The sequence below is a fragment of the Geomonas sp. genome (assembly GCF_056994735.1).
Genome location: NZ_JBXKJL010000034.1, coordinates 41,866 through 60,318, shown reverse-complemented (window position 1 = coordinate 60,318; position 18,453 = coordinate 41,866). Strand labels below are relative to the sequence as shown.

Sequence of the window (18,453 nt, the reverse complement as noted above, 5' to 3'; positions counted from 1 at the left end):
CTTCGAAATCGGAGACATTGTGTGACCTAAGAGAGCCCCGCGGAGTGCCGCGACCTGATCCACTACTACTTAAGCCATCCCGATCACGCCGAAGCGATAGCCAGGGCAGGGCAAGCCTGACCCTGAGGGCCCACACCTACGCCCGTCGCATTGGTGAGGCCATTGCCACCTTCAGGCAGCATCTTTCCCTGGTGGAGGCTGCCTGACTCGGGAGGCGGCAAACCTCCTCATGAATTCCAAATAAAAAGCGGCCTCACTTTTGCAATTAATCGTCTCGACGGAGCATCTGTCTAGTTTTCCAAGGCCGAAGCAGCTTGAAGGGCGGGCCTTTCGGCAGGCGCTGAAGGGCTTTAGCCGGATCTGGGAGAATCAAGGCGACGTTGCGGCGTTTGCAGCTGTTCGTGTCAAAACTTTGAGTCGCCCTTTCCTCGTCCGCCCAACCGGAACTGGCAGAGTCAGTAGAAGGAGCATCCAGTGACGCAGCAAGAGCAGAACCCCTCTTCGGCCAAAGCTTTAAAAGTAGTGCATCTCTGCACCACCAACTTCGGCGGCGCCGGGAAAGCCGCCTACCGACTGCACCAGGGGCTTCGTGGCAGCGGCATCGACTCCACCATGATCGTCCTCAACCGCAAAGGCGACGACCCGAGCGTCAGGATCATTCCCAGCGGCCATACCGGCGGCCTAATAGATTGCCTGCAGGACTTCCCGCCAAACCGTGCCTACGCCCAGAGGATATGGGAGCACTGGAACCGCAACGTGATCGAGTACCCGGAGCGCAATCCCGCCATCGAAGTCTTCACCGACGATTACTCGGAGATCAGGCTCAGCTGTTCGCGCGAGATCCGTGAAGCCGACATCATCAACCTGCACTGGGTGCCGGGGATGGTGAACTGGGTCGACGCGGCGGTGGCGCTGAGGGGGAAGAAGGTCGTGTGGACCATGCACGACATGAATCCCTTCACCGGCGGCTGCCACTATTCCGCCGACTGCACCCGCTACCTGGAGAGCTGCGGCGGCTGTCCGATGCTCGGTTCGCACCGGGAGGAAGACCTTTCCCGGAGCGTCTGGCAGTTCAAGAAATTCGGCTATGACAAGCTCGACCTGCACCCCGTCGCCCCAAGCAGGTGGCTGGCCCGCGTCGCCTCGCAGAGCGCGCTCCTCTCGAAGTTCCCGGTCCGGGTGATCCCGAACGGCTTCCCCACCGAGATCTACCAGCCGTATGCGAAGCGCGAGGAGGTCCGGCGGGGGTATGGAGTCCCGGAAGGGGCCAAGGTACTGATGTTCGGCGCCGAGAGTCTCTTGAACGAGCGGAAGGGCTTCGTGTACCTGATCGAGGCCCTGAAGGGGATGACGACCGAGGGGATGGTGCTGGCGGTTTTCGGCATTCTCCCGGAGGAGGTGAGACTCTCCCTCGGGCTGCCGCTGATCAATCTCGGCTTCGTGGAGGATGAGATCACCCTGTCGGCGCTCTACTCGATGGCCGATCTCTTCGTGATACCGTCGATCGAGGACAACCTGCCCAATACCGTCGTTGAGGCGATGCTATGCGGCGTCCCCGTGGCAGGGTTCGACATCGGCGGCATTCCCGACATGGTCGAGCACAGGGAGACGGGCTATATCGCCGCCGCGAAGGATGTGAGGGCTTTGGCCGAGGGGATCCGGTGGTGCCTTTTTGCACCCGAGGCCGCCGGCATGGGCCAAAGGTCCCACGACAAGGCGGTAAAAGCCTACAGCTTCGAAGCCCAGGCTGCCGCCTACACCGCGCTCTACACGGAACTGGTAGAGGAGAAGGGGAAACCCGCGTCCGCGAAAGCCGTTGCCACCGCCCCCGCTACCTCCGCCCCGGCTGCCGGCCTCGGTAGTCCCCCCAGCGGCGCTGCAGCCGCCGTGGATTCCTCTCCCGCACTCCACAACGTCCACCAAGTCCATGTCCGACCCCAGTTGCAGGTGCTGGTGCCCTCTCCGCCCCCGCGCATTTCCCTCGTCATCCCCAGCTACAACTACGCCCGCTACCTCGGAGCCTGCCTGGACTCGATCCTCAGCCAGAACTACCCCAACCTGGAGCTCCTGGTCCTGGACGGCGGGAGCACCGACGGCACCAGGGCCATCATCGAGCGCCACGCCAAGTACCTGTCCTACTGGCGCAGCCAGCGTGACGACGGGCAGTACAGCGCCATCGAGGAAGGACTCAACCGGAGCAGCGGGGAGCTCATGGGCTGGCTCAACGCCGACGACATGTTCCATCCCGGCGCCTTCGAGACCGTCTCAGGCATCTTCTCCTCCGACCCACAAGTCGAGTGGCTGATGGGGCGTCCCAACAGCTTCGACGAGGAAGGAAGACAGAAGGTCGTACTGAGCTTTCTCCCCATGAACTCCCGCGCCAAGTATCTCGCCGACCAGGAGCTCATCCAGCAGGAAGGGATCTTCTGGCGCCGCGGGCTGTGGGAGCGCAGCGGCGCCTACATCGACAAGACACTCCTCCTGGCTGCCGACCTGGAGCTTTGGGCCCGCTTTTTCCGTAGCGCCCGGCTCTTCTCGGTCGACACCCTGATCGCCGGCTTCCGCGACCACCCGTTGCAGAAGTCGAAGGACAAGGCGGGCTACACCGCCGAGGCCAACGTGGTGCTGGCCCGCGAGCGGCAGATCTTTGCCGCTGAGCGAAGGCCCTTCAACCCGCCCGCGCCGCTGCCGATCCTGGTCGGGCGTGAGCGATGTGCAGCAGCCGGTCGTGAGCGTGCCGCCATGGGAGCTTCATTATGATGACCGGCCGCGCCCCCCTCGTCTCAGCCATAGTCTCCACCTACAACGCCGAACGCTTCATCAAGGGGAAGCTGGAGGACCTGGAAGCGCAGACCATCGCGCAGGAGCTGGAGATCATCGTCATCGACAGCGGCTCGAGGGAGAACGAGCGCGCGATCGTTGAAGAGTTTCAGCGCCGCTACTCCAACATCCGCTATATCCGGACCGATGAGCGTGAAACGGTCTACCAGGCCTGGAACCGCGGCATCAGGGCGGCGCGTGGCGAGTTCGTCACCAACGCCAACACCGACGACCGCCTGCGCCGCGACTGCTACGAGGTGCTGGTCCGCGCGCTCAGGGAGCATCCCCGCTCTGTCCTCGCCTATCCTGACATGCGCATCACCCGGCAGGAGAACGCCACCTTCGAGGGTCACCAGCCGTTTGGCTTCAGGGATTGGCCCGAGTTCGACCGCATTTCCCTGCTGGAGCTCTGCTGCGTCGGGCCTTTCCCCCTCTGGAGGAGGTCCCTGCACGATGAGCTGGGGTACTTCGACGAGCGCTTCAAGAGCGCGGCTGATTACGAGTTCTGGCTGCGTGCCGCACTCAAGCACGACTTCATCCACGTCCCCGACTTTCTGGGCCTCTACTGGCTTAGCGAGGAGACGGTCTCACGGAAAGGGGATCTCCCGACCCTCGAATACCTGGAAGTCCAGAAAGAGTATCGCCCCAAGTACGCGCCTCTGACCCCGCCGCCGGCCGTTCTCTCGCCGGAGGATGAAGCCGGGTATGAGGCTCTGCTGGCGCGCGTTGCCGCAGGGCCGCCGCAAGCGGTCGCAGAACTCCAGCGCTTCACCGACCTCCACCCGCGCTGGCCGCGTGGCCATCACGACCTGGCCGAGCTCTTCTACAAGCACGGGGAAATCGGCTACGCAAAGAAGCACTTCGAAAAGGCCGCCATTGTCGATCCCGCCTCCGCCGCCTACCGGGACAAGCTGCAGGCCTTCATGCGCATGGAACTCTACGGCTCCCTCCAGTACCACACCGCCCAAGCTGCGGAAAAGCCGGAGGTGCTGGAGACACAGCTGACCTTGGGCATGATCTGCATCCTGCTGGAGCGCTTCGACGCCGCACGCGTCCACTACCTGCGGGCCCTGGCGATGGAGCCGAATAACGCGCTGGCCCGGGAGAACCGGGCATACCTGGAGCGTCAGGACGGGGAGCAAAAAGCCGAAAACACCGCGGGCTATTATGGCTTCAACCGCCCCGAGGTGCAGCGGCTGGTGAGCCGCAAGGCGAAGACGGTGCTGGATATAGGTTGCGCGTCAGGGAAGGTCGGCGCCGGCATCAAGCACCGCCAGGGGGCAACGGTCTGGGGGATCGAGGTCTCCGACGAGGCTGCGGCCCGGGCCGGAAAGGTTCTGGACCGGGTGATAACGGCCCCGGTCGAGGAGGCGCTGGCCGAGGTGCCGCAGCGCCATTTCGACGCCGTCATTCTGGCCGATGTCCTGGAGCACCTGGTGGATCCGGAAAGGGTATTGATCGCGCTGGCGGAGAAGCTTTCCGCCGACGGAGAAGTGGTGGTGAGCCTTCCGAACGTGAGGCACTGGAGCGTGCTGGAAGGGTTGCTGGAGGGGAGCTGGGAGTACGAGGAGGCGGGGATCCTTGACCGCACCCATCTGAGGTTCTTCACCAGGGTCAGTGCCGTCAGGATGTTCGAGAGAGCAGGGTACGCGGTCAAGAGCGTCACTCCGGTCATGATCGAGGGAGATGGCGGGATACCGGAAGAGATGCTGAAAGCCCTGCGGCAGGGGGGCGTGAAGAGCCCGACGCTGCAGGAGGAGGCTGCTGCTTACCAGTATCTGTTCCGCCTGGTACCGAAGGCCGCCCAGCGTACCTCCATCGTGATCCTCACCTTCAACGAGCTCGATTGCACGAAGGAGTGTCTGGAGAGCATCGAGCGCAACACGCCGGAGCCGCACGAGGTAATCCTGGTGGACAACGGCTCGACCGACGGCACCCACGAGTGGCTGAAGGAGTTCACCGCCGGGAAGAGCGGGTACCGGGTCATCGCGAACGGCGAGAACCTCGGCTTCGCCGCCGGTTGCAACATAGGCATGAAGGCCTCCAGGGGCGGGCATATCCTGTTGCTGAACAACGACGTGGTGGTGACTCGCGGCTGGCTCGGTGGCCTCCTCGACTGCCTGCAGCGCGGCCCCCGCGCCGCCATCGTCGGACCGATGACCAATGAAATCGCCGGTCCCCAGCGGCTCCTGACGACCAGCTACCGCACTCTTGACCAGCTCGAACAGTTCGCCAGCTCCTTCAGGGTGGCAAATTCCGGCCGTCGTCTTCCCGTCGATCGCCTCGTCGGGTTCTGCATGCTCTTCACCCGAGGCCTCGTCGAATCCGTCGGGGAGCTGGATACCCGGTTCGGGTCAGGCAACTTCGAGGATGACGATTTCTGCCTGAGGGCGGCGCTGGCCGGCTACGGCTGCGTCATCGCGGGAGACGTTTTCGTCCACCACTACGGAAGCCGCTCTTTCAAGGGAAATGGCATCGATTACGCGGCCGCCATGACAAGGAACCGTACGAAGTTCGACGAGAAGTGGCACCTGGGGCGGCTGGATGACGAACTCGCCAGTAAAGTGATTACCCGCAATGCCCTGGTGAAGGGGCGGAAGCTGGCCCGGCAGGGGCGGCTGAACGAGGCGGTGGACGCATTCCTGCATGAAGGGATACGCTTTTCTCCCCTGGATCCTGAGCCATTCGTCCGGCTTGCGGAAGTGCTGGCAGAGGCTGGGAGCTACCAGGATGCCATCGAGGTCCTGGCGCAGATGCCGCAGGGCGAGGAGGTGGCCAAGCTCCAGCTGATGGCGCTCTGCCGGCGGGGCCTTGGACAGTCGGCCGAGGCGCGGGAACTTGCCGAGCAGGGCTTGGCCCTGGCCCCGGAATCTCCCCGCTTCCTCTGCCTGAAGGGAGTCCTCGCGGCTGACAGCGGAGACGTCACTGCCGCGGAAGGACTCTTTCGCCGCGCCATCGCATGCGACCCCGGTTTGGGAATGCCGTTCACCGAGCTAAGCAGCATCCTCTGGCAAAGAGGGGCCCGTGACGCGGCTCTCGACTCGGCGGAGATGGGATTCTTCCTCTCCCCGCTGAGCATGAGCGCGTTGGATCGGTTCCACCAGCACGCCATCGCCTGCGAGGCGCTGACGCGCGAGGAACAAAGGGTACGCGAGGCTCGCGCCATCTACCCGGAGCACAAGGGGCTCGCCTTCGGGCTGATCGAGGTCCTGATCCGCCAGGGGCGTTACCGCGAGGCGATCGCCGAGATCGAGCGGGCGGCAGTGGATTTCGGTCTCGATGAGGCCACCATCGACGCGGCTCTCGAGATCAGGCGCTTTGCCGGGATGCCGGCCCCAGTGGTGCGCGGAACGGGCAGTGTCTCGGTCTGCATGATCGTGAAGGACGAGGTCGAACACCTGCCGGCGGTGCTTGCCTCGGTCAAGGGGTTCGCCGACGAGGTCATCGTGGTCGATACCGGCTCCAGCGACAGGAGCGGCGACGTTGCCCGCATCTTCGGCGCCCGGCTCTTCTCCTTCCCCTGGAACGGCAGCTTCTCCGATGCCCGAAACTTCTCCCTGTCCAATGCGCAGGGCGACTGGATCATGGTGCTCGACGCGGACGAGGCGCTGGCGGCGACGGACCTGGGCCCGCTCAAGGAGCTGGTGAAGCGCACCACGTCGCCGACCGCATACTCCTTCACCACCCGCAATTACACCGAGGAGATTACCCGGAAAAACTGGACGGCGAACACCGGCGAGTACCGCTGCGAAGAACGGGGGCGTGGCTGGACGCCCAGCGATAAGGTCCGGCTCTTCCCCAATGACAGCCGGATCCGCTTCCAGGGCGCGGTGCACGAGTTGCTGGAGCTTTCCCTCATGCAGTGCGACATCCCGATCCACGGCTGCGACGTCCCGGTGCACCACTACGGCAGGCTCGATGCGGCAAAGAACGCCGAGAAACAGGAGCACTATTACCAGTTGGGACTCAGGAAGCTGGCCGAGACGGGAGGGAGCATCGAATCCCTGACGGAACTGGCGATGCAAGCAACGGAACTGCAGAGATTCCAGGAGGCCGAAGCACTCTGGCACCGGGTGCTTGAGCTGCGGCCCGAGAGTGTCGATGCCTACTTCAGCCTCGGCTACCTGCATCTGGTTGCAGGTGACTATTCGAAGGGGCGGGCTCATGCGTTGAGGGCCACCGAGCTTGCACCGGGGATGAAGGAAGCCGCCTTCAACCTGGCCAAGTGTGAGCTCTTCCTGGGCGATATTTCGGCAGCCTTCTCGGTCGCCCAAAAGATGCTCGATGACTTCCCCGAGTACCCGCCGGCGCTCTCGCTTCTCAGCGTCACCTTGCTGTTGATGGGAAGGAAGGCTGAAGCCGAGGCCATCGTCGGCAAGCTGCGGCGGCTGCACTTTGACTGCGGCGACTTCCTGAAGGAATACGCCGATGGCTTGATGAAGGGGGGGCATGCGGAGCTCTCGGCCACGCTGCTGGAGTTCGCCGGGACGATCAGGGGAGATGATGCCGCTCACGACAACTCCGACAGTGAGGTGGCGGAGAGGTATTCTCATGCCAGTTGAGACCGCCGACGAGCTGTTCGGGCGGGGAAACGACCTGTACCGCGACGGAAACCTCCAGGCTGCGGCTGAGTTTTACCGGCGCGCGCTCGAGCTGGACCCGGCGTTCGCTTCGGCGAGTTTCAACCTCGGGTGCACGCTGGACAGGCTGTCCGGTCCGGCTGAAGCTGTCCTCCACTTCGCGAAGGCAGCATCCCTCAAGCCGGCATGGTGCGAGGCGCACGGCAACCTGGCGTTGGCACTGGCCAGGACAGGCCGCATGGTTGAGGCGGCAGCCGAACTCGAGGCTGCGGCGGCTCTCAAAGGTGACGATCCCGGTATCAGGAACAACCTCGGTCTGGCCCTCAGCGCCTTGGGGAGAGGAGAGGATGCCTATGCCTCCTTCCGCGAGGCTATCCGCCTCAACCCCGGCTACGCCGAAGCCCACAACAACCTTGCCATCCTGCTGGAGCGACATGGCAGGACGTCCGAAGCCATTGCCTCCTGTCAAGAAGCGCTGAAGCTTCGCCCCGACTACCCGGAGGCGCACAACAACCTGGCCAACGCACTTAAATCACAGGGGCGGCACGCGGAGTCCCTGGCGCAGCTGCGGGAGGCGCTACGCCTGAGGCCCGACTATACCGAGGCCCATAGCTCGCTCCTCTTCACGCTCTGCTATCCGGCCGGTATCGCGGAAGACGCCGTGGCCGCCGCGCATCTCGCCTTCGGGGCAGCCCACCGCTTTGCCACACCCCATCACGACAACAGGCCTTCTCCAGACCGGATCGTCAATATCGGCTACGTCTCCGCGGACTTCAGGGCTCATGCCGTGGCCCGCTTCATCGAGCCGGTGCTGCGCCATCACGACCGCGGTCAGTTCAGGATCTTCTGCTACTCCAACGTCGCCGTTCCCGATGCACGAAGCGAGGCGCTGCGCAAGCTGGCGGACAGCTTCGTCAATATCGCCGGAATTCCCGATGAGGCCGCCTGCGAGATGATCCGCAAGGACGGCATCGACATCCTCGTCGATCTCTCGGGCCACACCGCCGACAACCGGCTGCTTCTTTTCGCCAGGAAACCCGCTCCTGTCCAGATGACCTGGCTTGGCTATCCCAACACCACCGGCTTGGACGCCATCGATTACCGCATCACCGACGGGGTCACCGACCCCCCCGGTACACCGCAACGGCACTACGCCGAAAAGCTTGTCAGGCTGGAGGGTACCTTCTCCTGCTTCGCACCACCGGAAGAGGCCCCGGATGTGGCCGATCTCCCGCTGCTATCACGCGGGAGCGTGACCTTCGGTTCCTTCAACAACCCGGCGAAGATAGCCCCGGAGACGGTAGCCCTGTGGGCAGCGGTGCTGAAGGGTGTGCCGGGATCGCGGATGCTGGTGAAAGGATATTCCCTGGCCGATCGCGGGACCCGGGAAAGGCTGGCGCTGCTCTTCGCCGAGCAGGGCATACCCCCGGAGCGCCTCGAGCAGCTGGGGAACACGCCGTCCTATGGTGAGCATCTGGACCTTTATGGCCGGGTCGACATCGCCCTGGACACCTTCCCGTATCACGGCACGACCACGACCTGCGAAGCCCTCTGGATGGGCGTCCCGGTCGTAACCCTCTGCGGCAACACGCATCGTTCCAGGGTCGGGACCTCGATTCTGAAGAGCGTCGGGCTGGAATCGTTGGTCGCGCATGACCCGCGGCAATATGTGGACGTTGCCGCTGCCCTGGCTGCGGACACCGAGCGGCTGGGAAGGCTCAGGAGGTCCTTGCGGACCACCATGGCTGCCTCCCCGCTGACGGACGGCGCGCGCTTCACGGCCGGTCTGGAATCGGCGTACCGGGAGGTCTGGCTCCGGTGGTGTGTTGGGCATTCGGACATCCCCGGCCCCGGAGGGGGAGGGAGGGTGGCTTCCTCAGCCGGTAGCGACTTCCTGCAGCGAGGCGACCTCGACCGGGCCTTGAAATCCTTTCTGGCTGTGCTGCGCCACGATGGAGCCGGGCCGGCTGCCATGGGTGGCATCGAAGAGACGCTGAACCGGCAGATGGCCGCAGAGCTGCGTGAGGCCGTCAGTCGCGACGCCCGGAGACTCAACCTTCCGGGACTCCCCGCGATGACCGAGCCCATCGAGGACGGTACCCTGGAGGAGGCCGCCGAGGTGCTCCTTGCCGCCGGCTTCGTCACTCCCGCCGATCTCATCTGCCACTACGTCCTCGACCGCCACAACGCCTTCGGCCGCCATGTCTTGGATCGCCGGATCAGCCCCCTTTTGGGAAACATCGCCCTTGCCATCGGGGAGTCATCCACCGCCGCGGAGCATTTTCGTGAAGCGATTTCCCTCGGAGACTCTTCAAATGCGACACGCATCCACCTGCTCAAGGCAGAGGAAGCGGCGCGCCTGAAGCCGGTTCCGGGCCGGAGCCAGCGCTTCCTGCTGATAAAAGCCTGGGGGTACGGTTTCTGGTCCGACGTCAACCATGTGCTGGGGCAACTCCTGCTGGCCGAAATGACCGGGCGGATTCCCGTCGTCCACTGGGGAGGTAACAGCCTTTTCAGCGACGATCCCGCCGGGAACGCCTTCGAGAGCTTCTTCGAGCCCGTCAGCCGCTTCACGATTGAGGAGTTGGCACGACGGAGCCGCAGCTACTACCCTTCCAAGTGGAATTCCGGCAACCTCGCCGTCCCCATACTCAACCAGTTCGATGGCCCCGGGTCCCGGCTTTCCGCCCTTCACGTGCTGCAGAGGAGAGAGGACGTGGTGGTCAGTGACTTCCACTACGCCGTCAACGATCTCGCCCCCTGGATCGCGCCCGGCCACAGGCTCCATGGCAAGAGCACCGACGAAATATATCTCGATCTGTGCCAGCGTTACCTGAAGGTGAAGCGTGGGATCACAGCGAAGGCGGAGACGTTTTACACGGAGAAGATGGCGGGAAGGGAATGCCTGGCGCTTCATGTTCGCGGAGGAGACAAGGGGGGCGAGGACCAAAACCTGGCTCTGCTGAACACCCTTTATCACCCCGAGATCGAGCGCTACCTCCAGCACTCCCCTCAGGCCGGGCTGTTCCTCCTGACCGATGACGGTGAGATCCTCTCGCAGTACCGCGCCCGCTATGGCGAGAGGGTCGTCACCACCAGCGCGACCCGCACCGGGAACGCCCAAGGCGTTCACTACCAGAGGCACTCAAGCCGATCCCGACTCGGAGAGGAGGTCGTCGTGGACGTGCTGCTGGCCCTGCGATGCCAGGGGTTTATCGGCAATGGACTCTCCAACGTATCGTGCGCGGTGGCGCAGATGAAAGCCTGGGCGCCTGGTACCCTGCGGCTTCTCGGCGCGCGGCTGGACCGGCTTCGCCAAATCACCCTCTACAGGAGTTGACGTGACTGACGCCGCCATTCAATCCCTGTTGAAGTACGCCGATCTCCTGCTCAGGAAGGGGATGCACGAGGAGGCCCGGGCCCGGTTGCAGGATGTGCTGCGGCAGGATCCCGCTTGTGCGAGGGCTCACTACACGCTGGCGGCCATTCACGCCTCCGAAGGAAGGCCCGAAGAGGCTGCCGGGCATTTCCAGGAGACCCTGCGGTTGGTTCCTGATGATGTGAAGGCCCTGAACGGATTGGGGATCGCCCTGCAGCAGATGGGCAGGGTGATGGATGCCGGGCTGTGCTACCGGCAGGCCGTGAGGATCGACCCCCGCTACCAGGATGCCAGGATCAACCTTGCAACTTTGCTGAAGGAGCACGGCATGCTGTCGGACGCGGAACGGTGTCTGATCGAGGCCGTGCGGCTTGATCCCGGCAGCGTTCGGCTGGCCTACAACCTCGCCAATATCGTTCATTCCCAGGGGAGAAGCCTCGAGGCGGTCGCCGCGTATCGGGAGACCCTGCGGCTCGACCCTGAGCATCTAGATGCCCAGCAAAACCTCCTCTTCGCCCTGCACTACTCCTCCCGGTTTTCCGACGAGGAGATTTTCCAGGAGCATCTGGCGGCGGGACGGAAGAGGATGTTCCAGCCCGAGGGGGTATCGGCCCGTGGGAGCGCCCTTCCTGGCGCGAACGATATGGAAGATGGGGGGGCGCGCCAGGAATGGCGCGCCTACGCGGACGCCGGCCCCATCCGTAGGAGCGCCCTCCCGGGCGCGAACCATGCGGCGGGTAGCGGTTCGCCGCCGGAATGGCGCTCCCACGCCGCTCCTGGCCGCCGCATCAGAATCGGCTATGTCTCCCCCGATTTCCGCGACCACTCCGTTGCCCGCTTCATCGAGCCGATCCTGGCGAATCACGACAAGACCCGCTTCGAGATCTTCTGCTATGCGAACGTGGGAAGAGCGGACCGAACGACCGAGCGTCTGATGGGGCTGGCCGAGCACTGGCGGGATATCCGGGCGATAACCGACGAGAAGGCGGCCTTCATCATCGCCAACGACGGGATAGAGATCCTGATCGACCTGGCCGGGCACACTGCCGGAAACCGTCTCCCCCTCTTCGCCCGGCGCCCTGCGCCGCTGCAGGTCACCTGGATCGGCTATCCCGACACCACGGGGCTGCCGCAGATGGACTACCGGATCACCGATCTCCTCGCCGATCCCCCGGGCCGTGAGGCGTTCCACACCGAGCGCCTGATCCGGCTGCCGAGGACATTTTCCTGCTACCAGCCTGCTCCGGGGTCCCCTGAAGTGGCGCCCTTGCCCGCAGACCTAACCGGTCGCATCACCTTCGGCTCGTTCAACAACCTCGCGAAAGTGACGCCGGAGGTGATAGCGCTCTGGGCCCGCGTGCTGCAGGCGGTTCCCGCATCCAGGCTCTTGCTGAAATGCCGGCCGCTCACGGACCAGGAGGTCGCCGACCGGATCAGGGAACGTTTCGCCCGGGGAGGGGTCGATCCGGGGCGGGTCGAGCTGCATGGTGGCAACCCCTCGATCTCGGATCATCTGGCGCACTATGCAAACGTCGATATCTCCCTCGATACCTTCCCGTACAACGGCACCACCACGACCTGCGAGGCCCTGTGGATGGGCGTCCCCGTGGTGACGCTGGCGGGGACCAGGCACGCATCCCGTACCGGGGCAACGATCCTCACCAACTGCGGTCTCCGGGATTTTATCTCGGCCGATGAAGACGGTTATGTCGCCCTCGCCCGTGAGCTGGCGGGAGACCGTTCGGTATTGCGTGCATTACGGGGTGGGTTGAGAAAAAGGATGCAGGCATCGCCGCTGATGGACGGGGTGGGCGTGACGCGGGAGCTGGAAGGAGCTCTGATGGGGATAATCGGGGAACAGCCCTAAAGCACCGGGCCGCGACAAAAATGACTGGAGCACCAAAGGGGATCAGAGGGATCCGACAAAGCAGAGCTCGTCTCCTTTGCCATCCCTTGATCCCCTTTCGTTCTTGTCAGTAGTTGATGATTACGCTTCCGCTTCGGGATTCGTTCTGAGGCCGGCGGCAATGTTGAAGTTGATATCGATCACGATGGAGAGCTTCTCCGGCTCGGGATACGCCATCACCTCGAACAACCTCTTGTCCAGGAAGAGGCTCAGGTTGAGGATGTCCTCACGCAGCTTCCTAGGCATGGGGTTGGCAGGCTCGGAGAGTTCTGCTTGGAAAAAGCTCCAGACCTTCTGGTTGAACTTGATGGCGTCCAGCAGCTTCGCCTCACGGTCCGGGGCATCCCAGTTGTCCTGGCAGGCCTTCAGCATCAGCCCCGCCTTGGTCAGCACGGAGGCCTCGAGCTCCCGCCCCGACATGCTCTCTTTCTGGATACCGACGTACTCTCTGATCGCGTTGTTAGTGTGCATTTTTCAGTAGCTCCTCTTCGTAATCAATGAGATTCCTGGCAATTTTGAGAGCCTGGTAGTAGTTCCGGGCCTCGATGCGCTCGTTTATCTGCTCGACCAGGGGGATAGTGCTCGGCGCGGCCTGGGTGATGTCGCGCGCCAGCTCGGCGTAGGCGGACCGGTACTGTGGGACATTGGGCTCGTCTATGTACATGAGCTGGATGGTGAAATAGACCCTCTTGCAAGGGGTATCGGCATCCTTCTCGCCCAGGATGTCCTTCTCGCGGAGAATCGGGATGGTGTTCTCGATGAAGAGAACGGTTCCCTTGCCGCCGTTGCGGACGACAGCGCCGCCGAGGATCAGCCGCTCGTTGCTTTTCAAGCTAATTTTTAGGGCCATTTCGGTTAGCTCAATCCTTTCAGGAATTGGGAGTGGTCATCGGCGGTCACCCCCTGCCCAGTGGATATTGCAAATTGCCGGCCAACTTCGGCACTAACCTGCGAAGCTGCTGATTCGGTGAGAATGGTCTTCACTTCCGCGGATTTTCCCGCTTTCGGCGCCGGAGAGAGTGCTGTAAAGCCGCCATTGTGCAGTAGAGAGGCCGTTTCCGCTGCCAGTCCCTTGCGAAAGTCGCTAAGCGACGCTGCGGTGGCGTCAAGTTTAGAGACGTGGTCAGCAATTTGACTGTCATCGGCGGTCATGGGGAGAGTCGGTGGAAGCGCCTCGGCCGCCTTACGGGCCTTGATCACTTCAGGGGGGGGAGGTACGGTGAGTTCGTCGATCTCTTTTCTGATGGAGGAGTAGCCCCTCAAGAGCCTCATCCGCTCCTTATCCTCTTTCGAGAAGGGGGGGAAGTTCTTGACGATGGTTTCCAGCGGCTCTTTCAGCGCGTCAATCTTTTGGCCCAGCAGTTCTGCCGCGCGGTCGCTGTTGCGGATGGAGCCGGCGATGCCGTTCTGATGTTCGGTCTTGAGCAGGAATTCTTTGTAGGTTTTCCCCAGGCTTCCCGAGACCAGCACCTGGTCAGGCGCAACGGTGCCGTCGGTGCCATCGGGGGCCTGCTGGTCACGGCCTACGGGGTAGGGGGGATTCGGGACCTGCCCGGACTGGTGAATCGCACCACTGTCAATATTTAACCGGTATATCGACATGGCTACCTCCTTTCAGAGGTATGTGGGGCGGGGGACTATCCCCGCCCCACGGCTTGGGTTAGAAGAGTCTCAGTACGGACTGCGCTGCCTGCGAGGACATCGAAAGCGAGGTGGTGCCCAGGGACTGACGGGTCTGGAGCATCAGCATGTTGGCGCCTTCCTGGTTCATATCCGCCAGGGTCAGGTTGTCCGCACCGGTCTGCAGCGTGCTGATCATGCTGTCGGTGAAGTTCTGACGGGTGGTGATGATGTTCAGGTTGGCGGCCAGGGTCTGGGTGTTGGTCCTCAGGGTGGTTATGGCAGTGTCCATTTTAGCAGTGTCTGTCGTGATGTCAGAAACCGTCTGCCAATTGCCGCTGGCGGCCGAGAGGCTGAGGCCGGTGGCGCTACCGAGGAAGCCGACGACCTGCAGCTTGGAGGACGCGTCTTCGTTAAAGTTGACGGAGAGGGTGTTGGTCGAGCTCAGCAGGTTGAGGCCACGATAACCGGAGTCGGAGGAGATGTTGTCGATCTGGCTGCGGATGGTGTCGTACTGGCCTGCCAGTTTCGACTGAACGTTGGTGTCGCTGGTGGAGAGAGCGGACTGTGCGATACCTTTGGCGGCGTTGATCAGGCCGGTGATGGCCGTGATGCCGGCATTGGTAGCGGAAACAGTTTGGACCGCTTCGGCCATGCCGTCTTTGCGATCGGAAAGGTCGCTGGCGCGCTGATTGGCGTTCTGGGCGGCGAAGAAGTTGGTGGGGTTGTCGAGTGCGCTGTTGACCTGCTTTCCGGAAGAGAGCCTCTGCTGCGTTCTGTTCAGAAGCTGGCTGGTGTTCTGCAGGTTAAGAAGGTTGGTCCTCATTCCGGCGGTGAGAGAGATGTCGCTGGCCATGGTGTTTCTCCTTTCTGGGGTTTGATCCGGCATTTCTTGCCGGATGGATCAAAAAAAGACGCCTATTTGCCGGAAGCACCTTCCCTTCTGGATGGTTCCTTCCAACATATAGGCGTCATATCGACGGCTGGCCGTCAAACTTTAATGATCTGTCAGGTTTCTGTATTATAATTAGTTAACCAGATTCTCCTTCTCATGATTGTCATGCCGTCGGGCCGACGAACTCTTCCTCGACGCCAACTCCACCAGCGCCTCTTTGATCCGAAGCATCACACCGCTCCACTCTCCGCGGCTATCTTGCCTGAAGAGGCGCATCGACGGGTACCAGGGGGAATCCGGTCTCGCTGCCATCCAGCGCCAGTCGCAGGCATAGGGGAGGATGGTCCAGACAGGCGCCCCCATTCCTCCAGCGAGGTGGGCGCTGGCGGTATCGACCGAGATGAGAAGGTCGAGGTTGGCGATGATGGCGGCACTGTCGCCGAAATCCCGGATGGCTGGCGCCAAGTCCATGACGTTCAGCACCCCCTGGTCCGGCGTCTCACCGAGTTGAAGACTGTAGAAGCGGATGCCGGTCAATCCGGAGAGCGCGGCGAATTCGGCAAAGGGGCAGGCCCTGTTTTTCGGCAACGGCCCTCCCTTCCACACCAGCCCCACCTTCAGCTCCCTGGTGTCACCTATGGCAGCGCGCCAATGGGCGACTCGGGCTGGATCCGGGATCAGGTAGGGGACCGTCGCGGGAAGCCGTTCCAGCGTGGTGCCGAAGATGCGCGGCAGGCTAAGTAGCGGGGCGTAACAGTCGACGGGAGGGACAGCCTCGCCCCTGGCCGAGACGGCACGTACCCCCTGGACCCGCTCCAGGAGCGGCTTGAGCGACGGGTACTGGCACTGCAGAACTACCTTCAATCCCAGCGCCGCCACGAGCGGGGCATACCGGACGAACTGGAGGGTGTCGCCCAGCCCCTGCTCGCATTCCAGCAGGATCGTTTGACCGGGAGTCCAATGGGGACTCTGAACCGGGGATTGGGGATCGACCCGGGGAGGGGAGAGAGGCGAGTGGGGAGTTGGACTCTCCCCGCTCTTGAAGCGCCATTCGTACTCCTGCCAGCCGCGTTCGAAATCACCCACGCTCAAGAGGCTCAATGCCAGGTTCCAGTGCAGCTCGGGGTACTGCGGGTCGATCTGGAGGGCCTCCCGGTACACGGCAATAGCCTGCCGGGGTTGCATCAATTCCTGGTGGGCATTGCCCAGATTCACCCGCGGCTCGATGGCTCGCGGCTGCAGGGCAATCGCCCGGCGGTAGACCGGCAGCGCCTCTTCCGCCCGCTCGAGGTGCTGATAGCAGGAGCCGAGATTGACGTAGGCGGGGATGTACTCCTCACGCAAAGTGATGGCCCGTTGGAAGCAGGGGATGGCGGCCTCGCGGTCGCCCCGCGAGACCAGCACGGTACCGAGGTTATTGTGGGCATCGGCCAACTGTGGCTTCAACGCCAGGGCCCGCCGGTAACTCGCTGCCGCCTCCTCAAGGCGCCCCTGGTCCTGCAGGGCGAGTCCGAGGTTGTTGTGTATCTCGGCACAGTCGGGCCGCAGGGCGAGAAGCTGCTGGTAGCCGGCAATCGCCTCCTCATGCCGTCCTTGGCAACGCAGCTCATTGGCAGCGCGGAAAAGCCGGTTGGTGTCCACCTGCTCCGGCGAGAGATCGCGGAGTATGGCGGCTATCACCGACTCCCAATCTCCGGGCTCGGGCTGCCGGTAGAGGCGCATCGACGGATACCACGGGGAATCGGATCTCTGGTTTAGCCAGCGCCAGTCGCAGGAGAACGGGAGCATGAGGAGGACCGGTTTCCCCATCGCCCCTGCGAGGTGGGCAACCGCGGTGTCGACGGAGATGACGACGTCCAGGTTGGCGATGATGGCGGCTGTATCGGAGAAATCGCGAATCCCGGCTGAAAGGTCGCACACCGCCTTCCCCCACGGCTCGCCTGTCACCTCCCGTGCCGCGTTTCCCATCTGGAGGCTGTAGAGCTGGATGCCCGGCACCTCGGTGAGGGGCTCCAGGAGTCGAAGCGGGAGAGATCTATACCTGTCGTTCTTGTACCCCGCGCTCCCGGCCCACACCAGCCCGGCCATAAGGGAGGCTCTGCCCTCCATCTTCCCGCGCCAGCCGGCTGCGACCGTTGGATCCGCCTTGATATAGGGGATTTCCGCGGGGATGGTCGGAAGCGTGGTCTTCAGGAGCAGCGGCAGGCTCATGAAATAGGCGTAGGTATCGAAGTCGGGCGGGGCTTCTCCTGCCGCGAAGCATTCGATCGTCGGAAGCTGTGAAGCGAGGAGCGGCAGGAGTTCGCGGCGGCACTCCAGCACGATGCGGCCGCCCATACGGGCAAGGAGCGGGATATAGCGGAAGAACTGCAGGGCATCCCCGAATCCCTGCTCTGTGCGCAGCAACAGGGTCCTACCGTCAAGCGGCGAGCCATCCCACATCGGCTTTCCGGCAAAGGTCGTGGAGAAGGCAGCCGCCGGATTTTTCAGCCTCCACTCGTACTCCCGCCACCCATTCTCAAAATCGCCGATGGCAAGAAGGGCAAGGGCCAGGTTCCAATGGGCATCGACACTCCCCGGGTCAATGGCAAGGGCTCGCCGCAGAGCCTCGAACGCCTCATCGAACCGGTTGAAGGCGAGGAGGGAGCCGCCGAGGTTGATCCACCCGGAAAGATGGCGTGGCTGCAAGGCCAGCAGATTGCGGTAACTCTCGACCGCCTCCTGCCACATCCCTTCCGCGCGCAGCACGTTGCCGAGGTTGTAGTGGGCATCCGGGTAGGCGGGATCGGCGGCCAGGGCGGCACGGTAAGCAGAAATGGCGTCGTGGTTTCTGCCGAGATTCCTGAGCGAATTGCCGAGGTTGCAGTTGGCCTCGCAGTAGCGCGGCCTCAGCGCCAGGGCGTTACGGTAGTGGAAGACCGCCTCGTCGTACCGCTTCAGATCTTCCAGTATCACGCCGAGGTTGTTGTGAAGTTCGGGGATCGAAGGGGCGGCCGCTGCCGCCTTCGAGAAGAAGGCCAGAGCCTGTTCCAGCTCACCCTTCCGGCGCGCCAGCGAGCCCGCCACCGTCAGCAGCTCGACGCTGTCCGGTGCTGCCTTCAGAAGCTGGGCGCAGAGCTTTCCCGCCCGCTCCATCCGGTTGTCCCTCAGCGCATCCGTTAATTCGACCAATCCGTCCAATGTATCTCCGATCCTCATTGACCTGTCAGAAGTTTCCGACAAATCCTGTTCTTCTGCCCCGGATTCCCCCACC

9 protein-coding genes are annotated in these 18,453 nt (G+C 63.2%); 4 read left to right on the top strand and 5 right to left on the bottom strand.

Translation table 11 applies throughout. The features are described 5' to 3' along the window. Positions 1–474: 474 nt before the first annotated feature. The 4 genes from AC11W3_RS01720 to AC11W3_RS01705 are packed head-to-tail and all read left to right on the top strand — an operon-like array spanning position 475 to position 12,646. Positions 475–2,760: a glycosyltransferase gene (locus AC11W3_RS01720; RefSeq protein ID WP_484092385.1), complete on the top strand. Its 2,286-nt coding sequence runs from the start codon at positions 475–477 to the stop codon at positions 2,758–2,760. Next, the gene (locus tag AC11W3_RS01715; RefSeq protein ID WP_484092384.1) at positions 2,757–7,382 is read left to right on the top strand and encodes a glycosyltransferase; all 4,626 of its coding nucleotides are present in this window, start codon (positions 2,757–2,759) and stop codon (positions 7,380–7,382) included. Before AC11W3_RS01720 ends, AC11W3_RS01715 begins: the two co-directional genes overlap by 4 nt. Continuing rightward, positions 7,372–10,740: an O-linked N-acetylglucosamine transferase family protein gene (locus AC11W3_RS01710; protein ID WP_484092383.1), complete on the top strand. Its 3,369-nt coding sequence runs from the start codon at positions 7,372–7,374 to the stop codon at positions 10,738–10,740. The genes AC11W3_RS01715 and AC11W3_RS01710 overlap by 11 nt, the downstream gene beginning before the upstream one ends. Position 10,741: 1 nt before the next feature. Continuing rightward, complete coding sequence (locus AC11W3_RS01705) at positions 10,742–12,646, top strand: O-linked N-acetylglucosamine transferase, SPINDLY family protein (protein ID WP_484089937.1); 1,905 nt, start codon at positions 10,742–10,744, stop codon at positions 12,644–12,646. A 120-nt stretch (positions 12,647–12,766) separates the two neighbouring features. On the opposite strand, the gene flaF is transcribed toward AC11W3_RS01705, so the two are convergent. The 5 genes from flaF to AC11W3_RS01680 all read right to left on the bottom strand — a co-directional run bounded on the left by flaF (position 12,767) and on the right by AC11W3_RS01680 (position 18,380). Next, positions 12,767–13,156 carry a flagellar biosynthesis regulator FlaF gene (gene flaF / locus AC11W3_RS01700; RefSeq protein ID WP_484089936.1) on the bottom strand — a complete coding sequence of 130 codons (390 nt, stop codon included), beginning with the start codon at positions 13,154–13,156 and terminating at the stop codon, positions 12,767–12,769. Then, entirely contained in the window at positions 13,146–13,535 is a 390-nt protein-coding gene (locus tag AC11W3_RS01695; RefSeq protein WP_484089935.1) for a flagellar biosynthesis repressor FlbT, read from the bottom strand. The genes flaF and AC11W3_RS01695 overlap by 11 nt, the downstream gene beginning before the upstream one ends. Before the next feature lie 5 nt (positions 13,536–13,540). Then, positions 13,541–14,287 (bottom strand): ATP-binding protein, encoded by a 747-nt coding sequence (locus tag AC11W3_RS01690; RefSeq protein WP_484089934.1) that lies wholly within the window; start codon positions 14,285–14,287, stop codon positions 13,541–13,543. A 58-nt stretch (positions 14,288–14,345) separates the two neighbouring features. Further along, a complete protein-coding gene (locus tag AC11W3_RS01685) occupies positions 14,346–15,161 on the bottom strand; it encodes a flagellin N-terminal helical domain-containing protein (protein WP_484089933.1) in 816 nt (271 codons plus the stop codon). 171 nt (positions 15,162–15,332) lie between these two features. After that, positions 15,333–18,380: a tetratricopeptide repeat protein gene (locus AC11W3_RS01680; protein ID WP_484089932.1), complete on the bottom strand. Its 3,048-nt coding sequence runs from the start codon at positions 18,378–18,380 to the stop codon at positions 15,333–15,335. Positions 18,381–18,453: the final 73 nt, after the last annotated feature.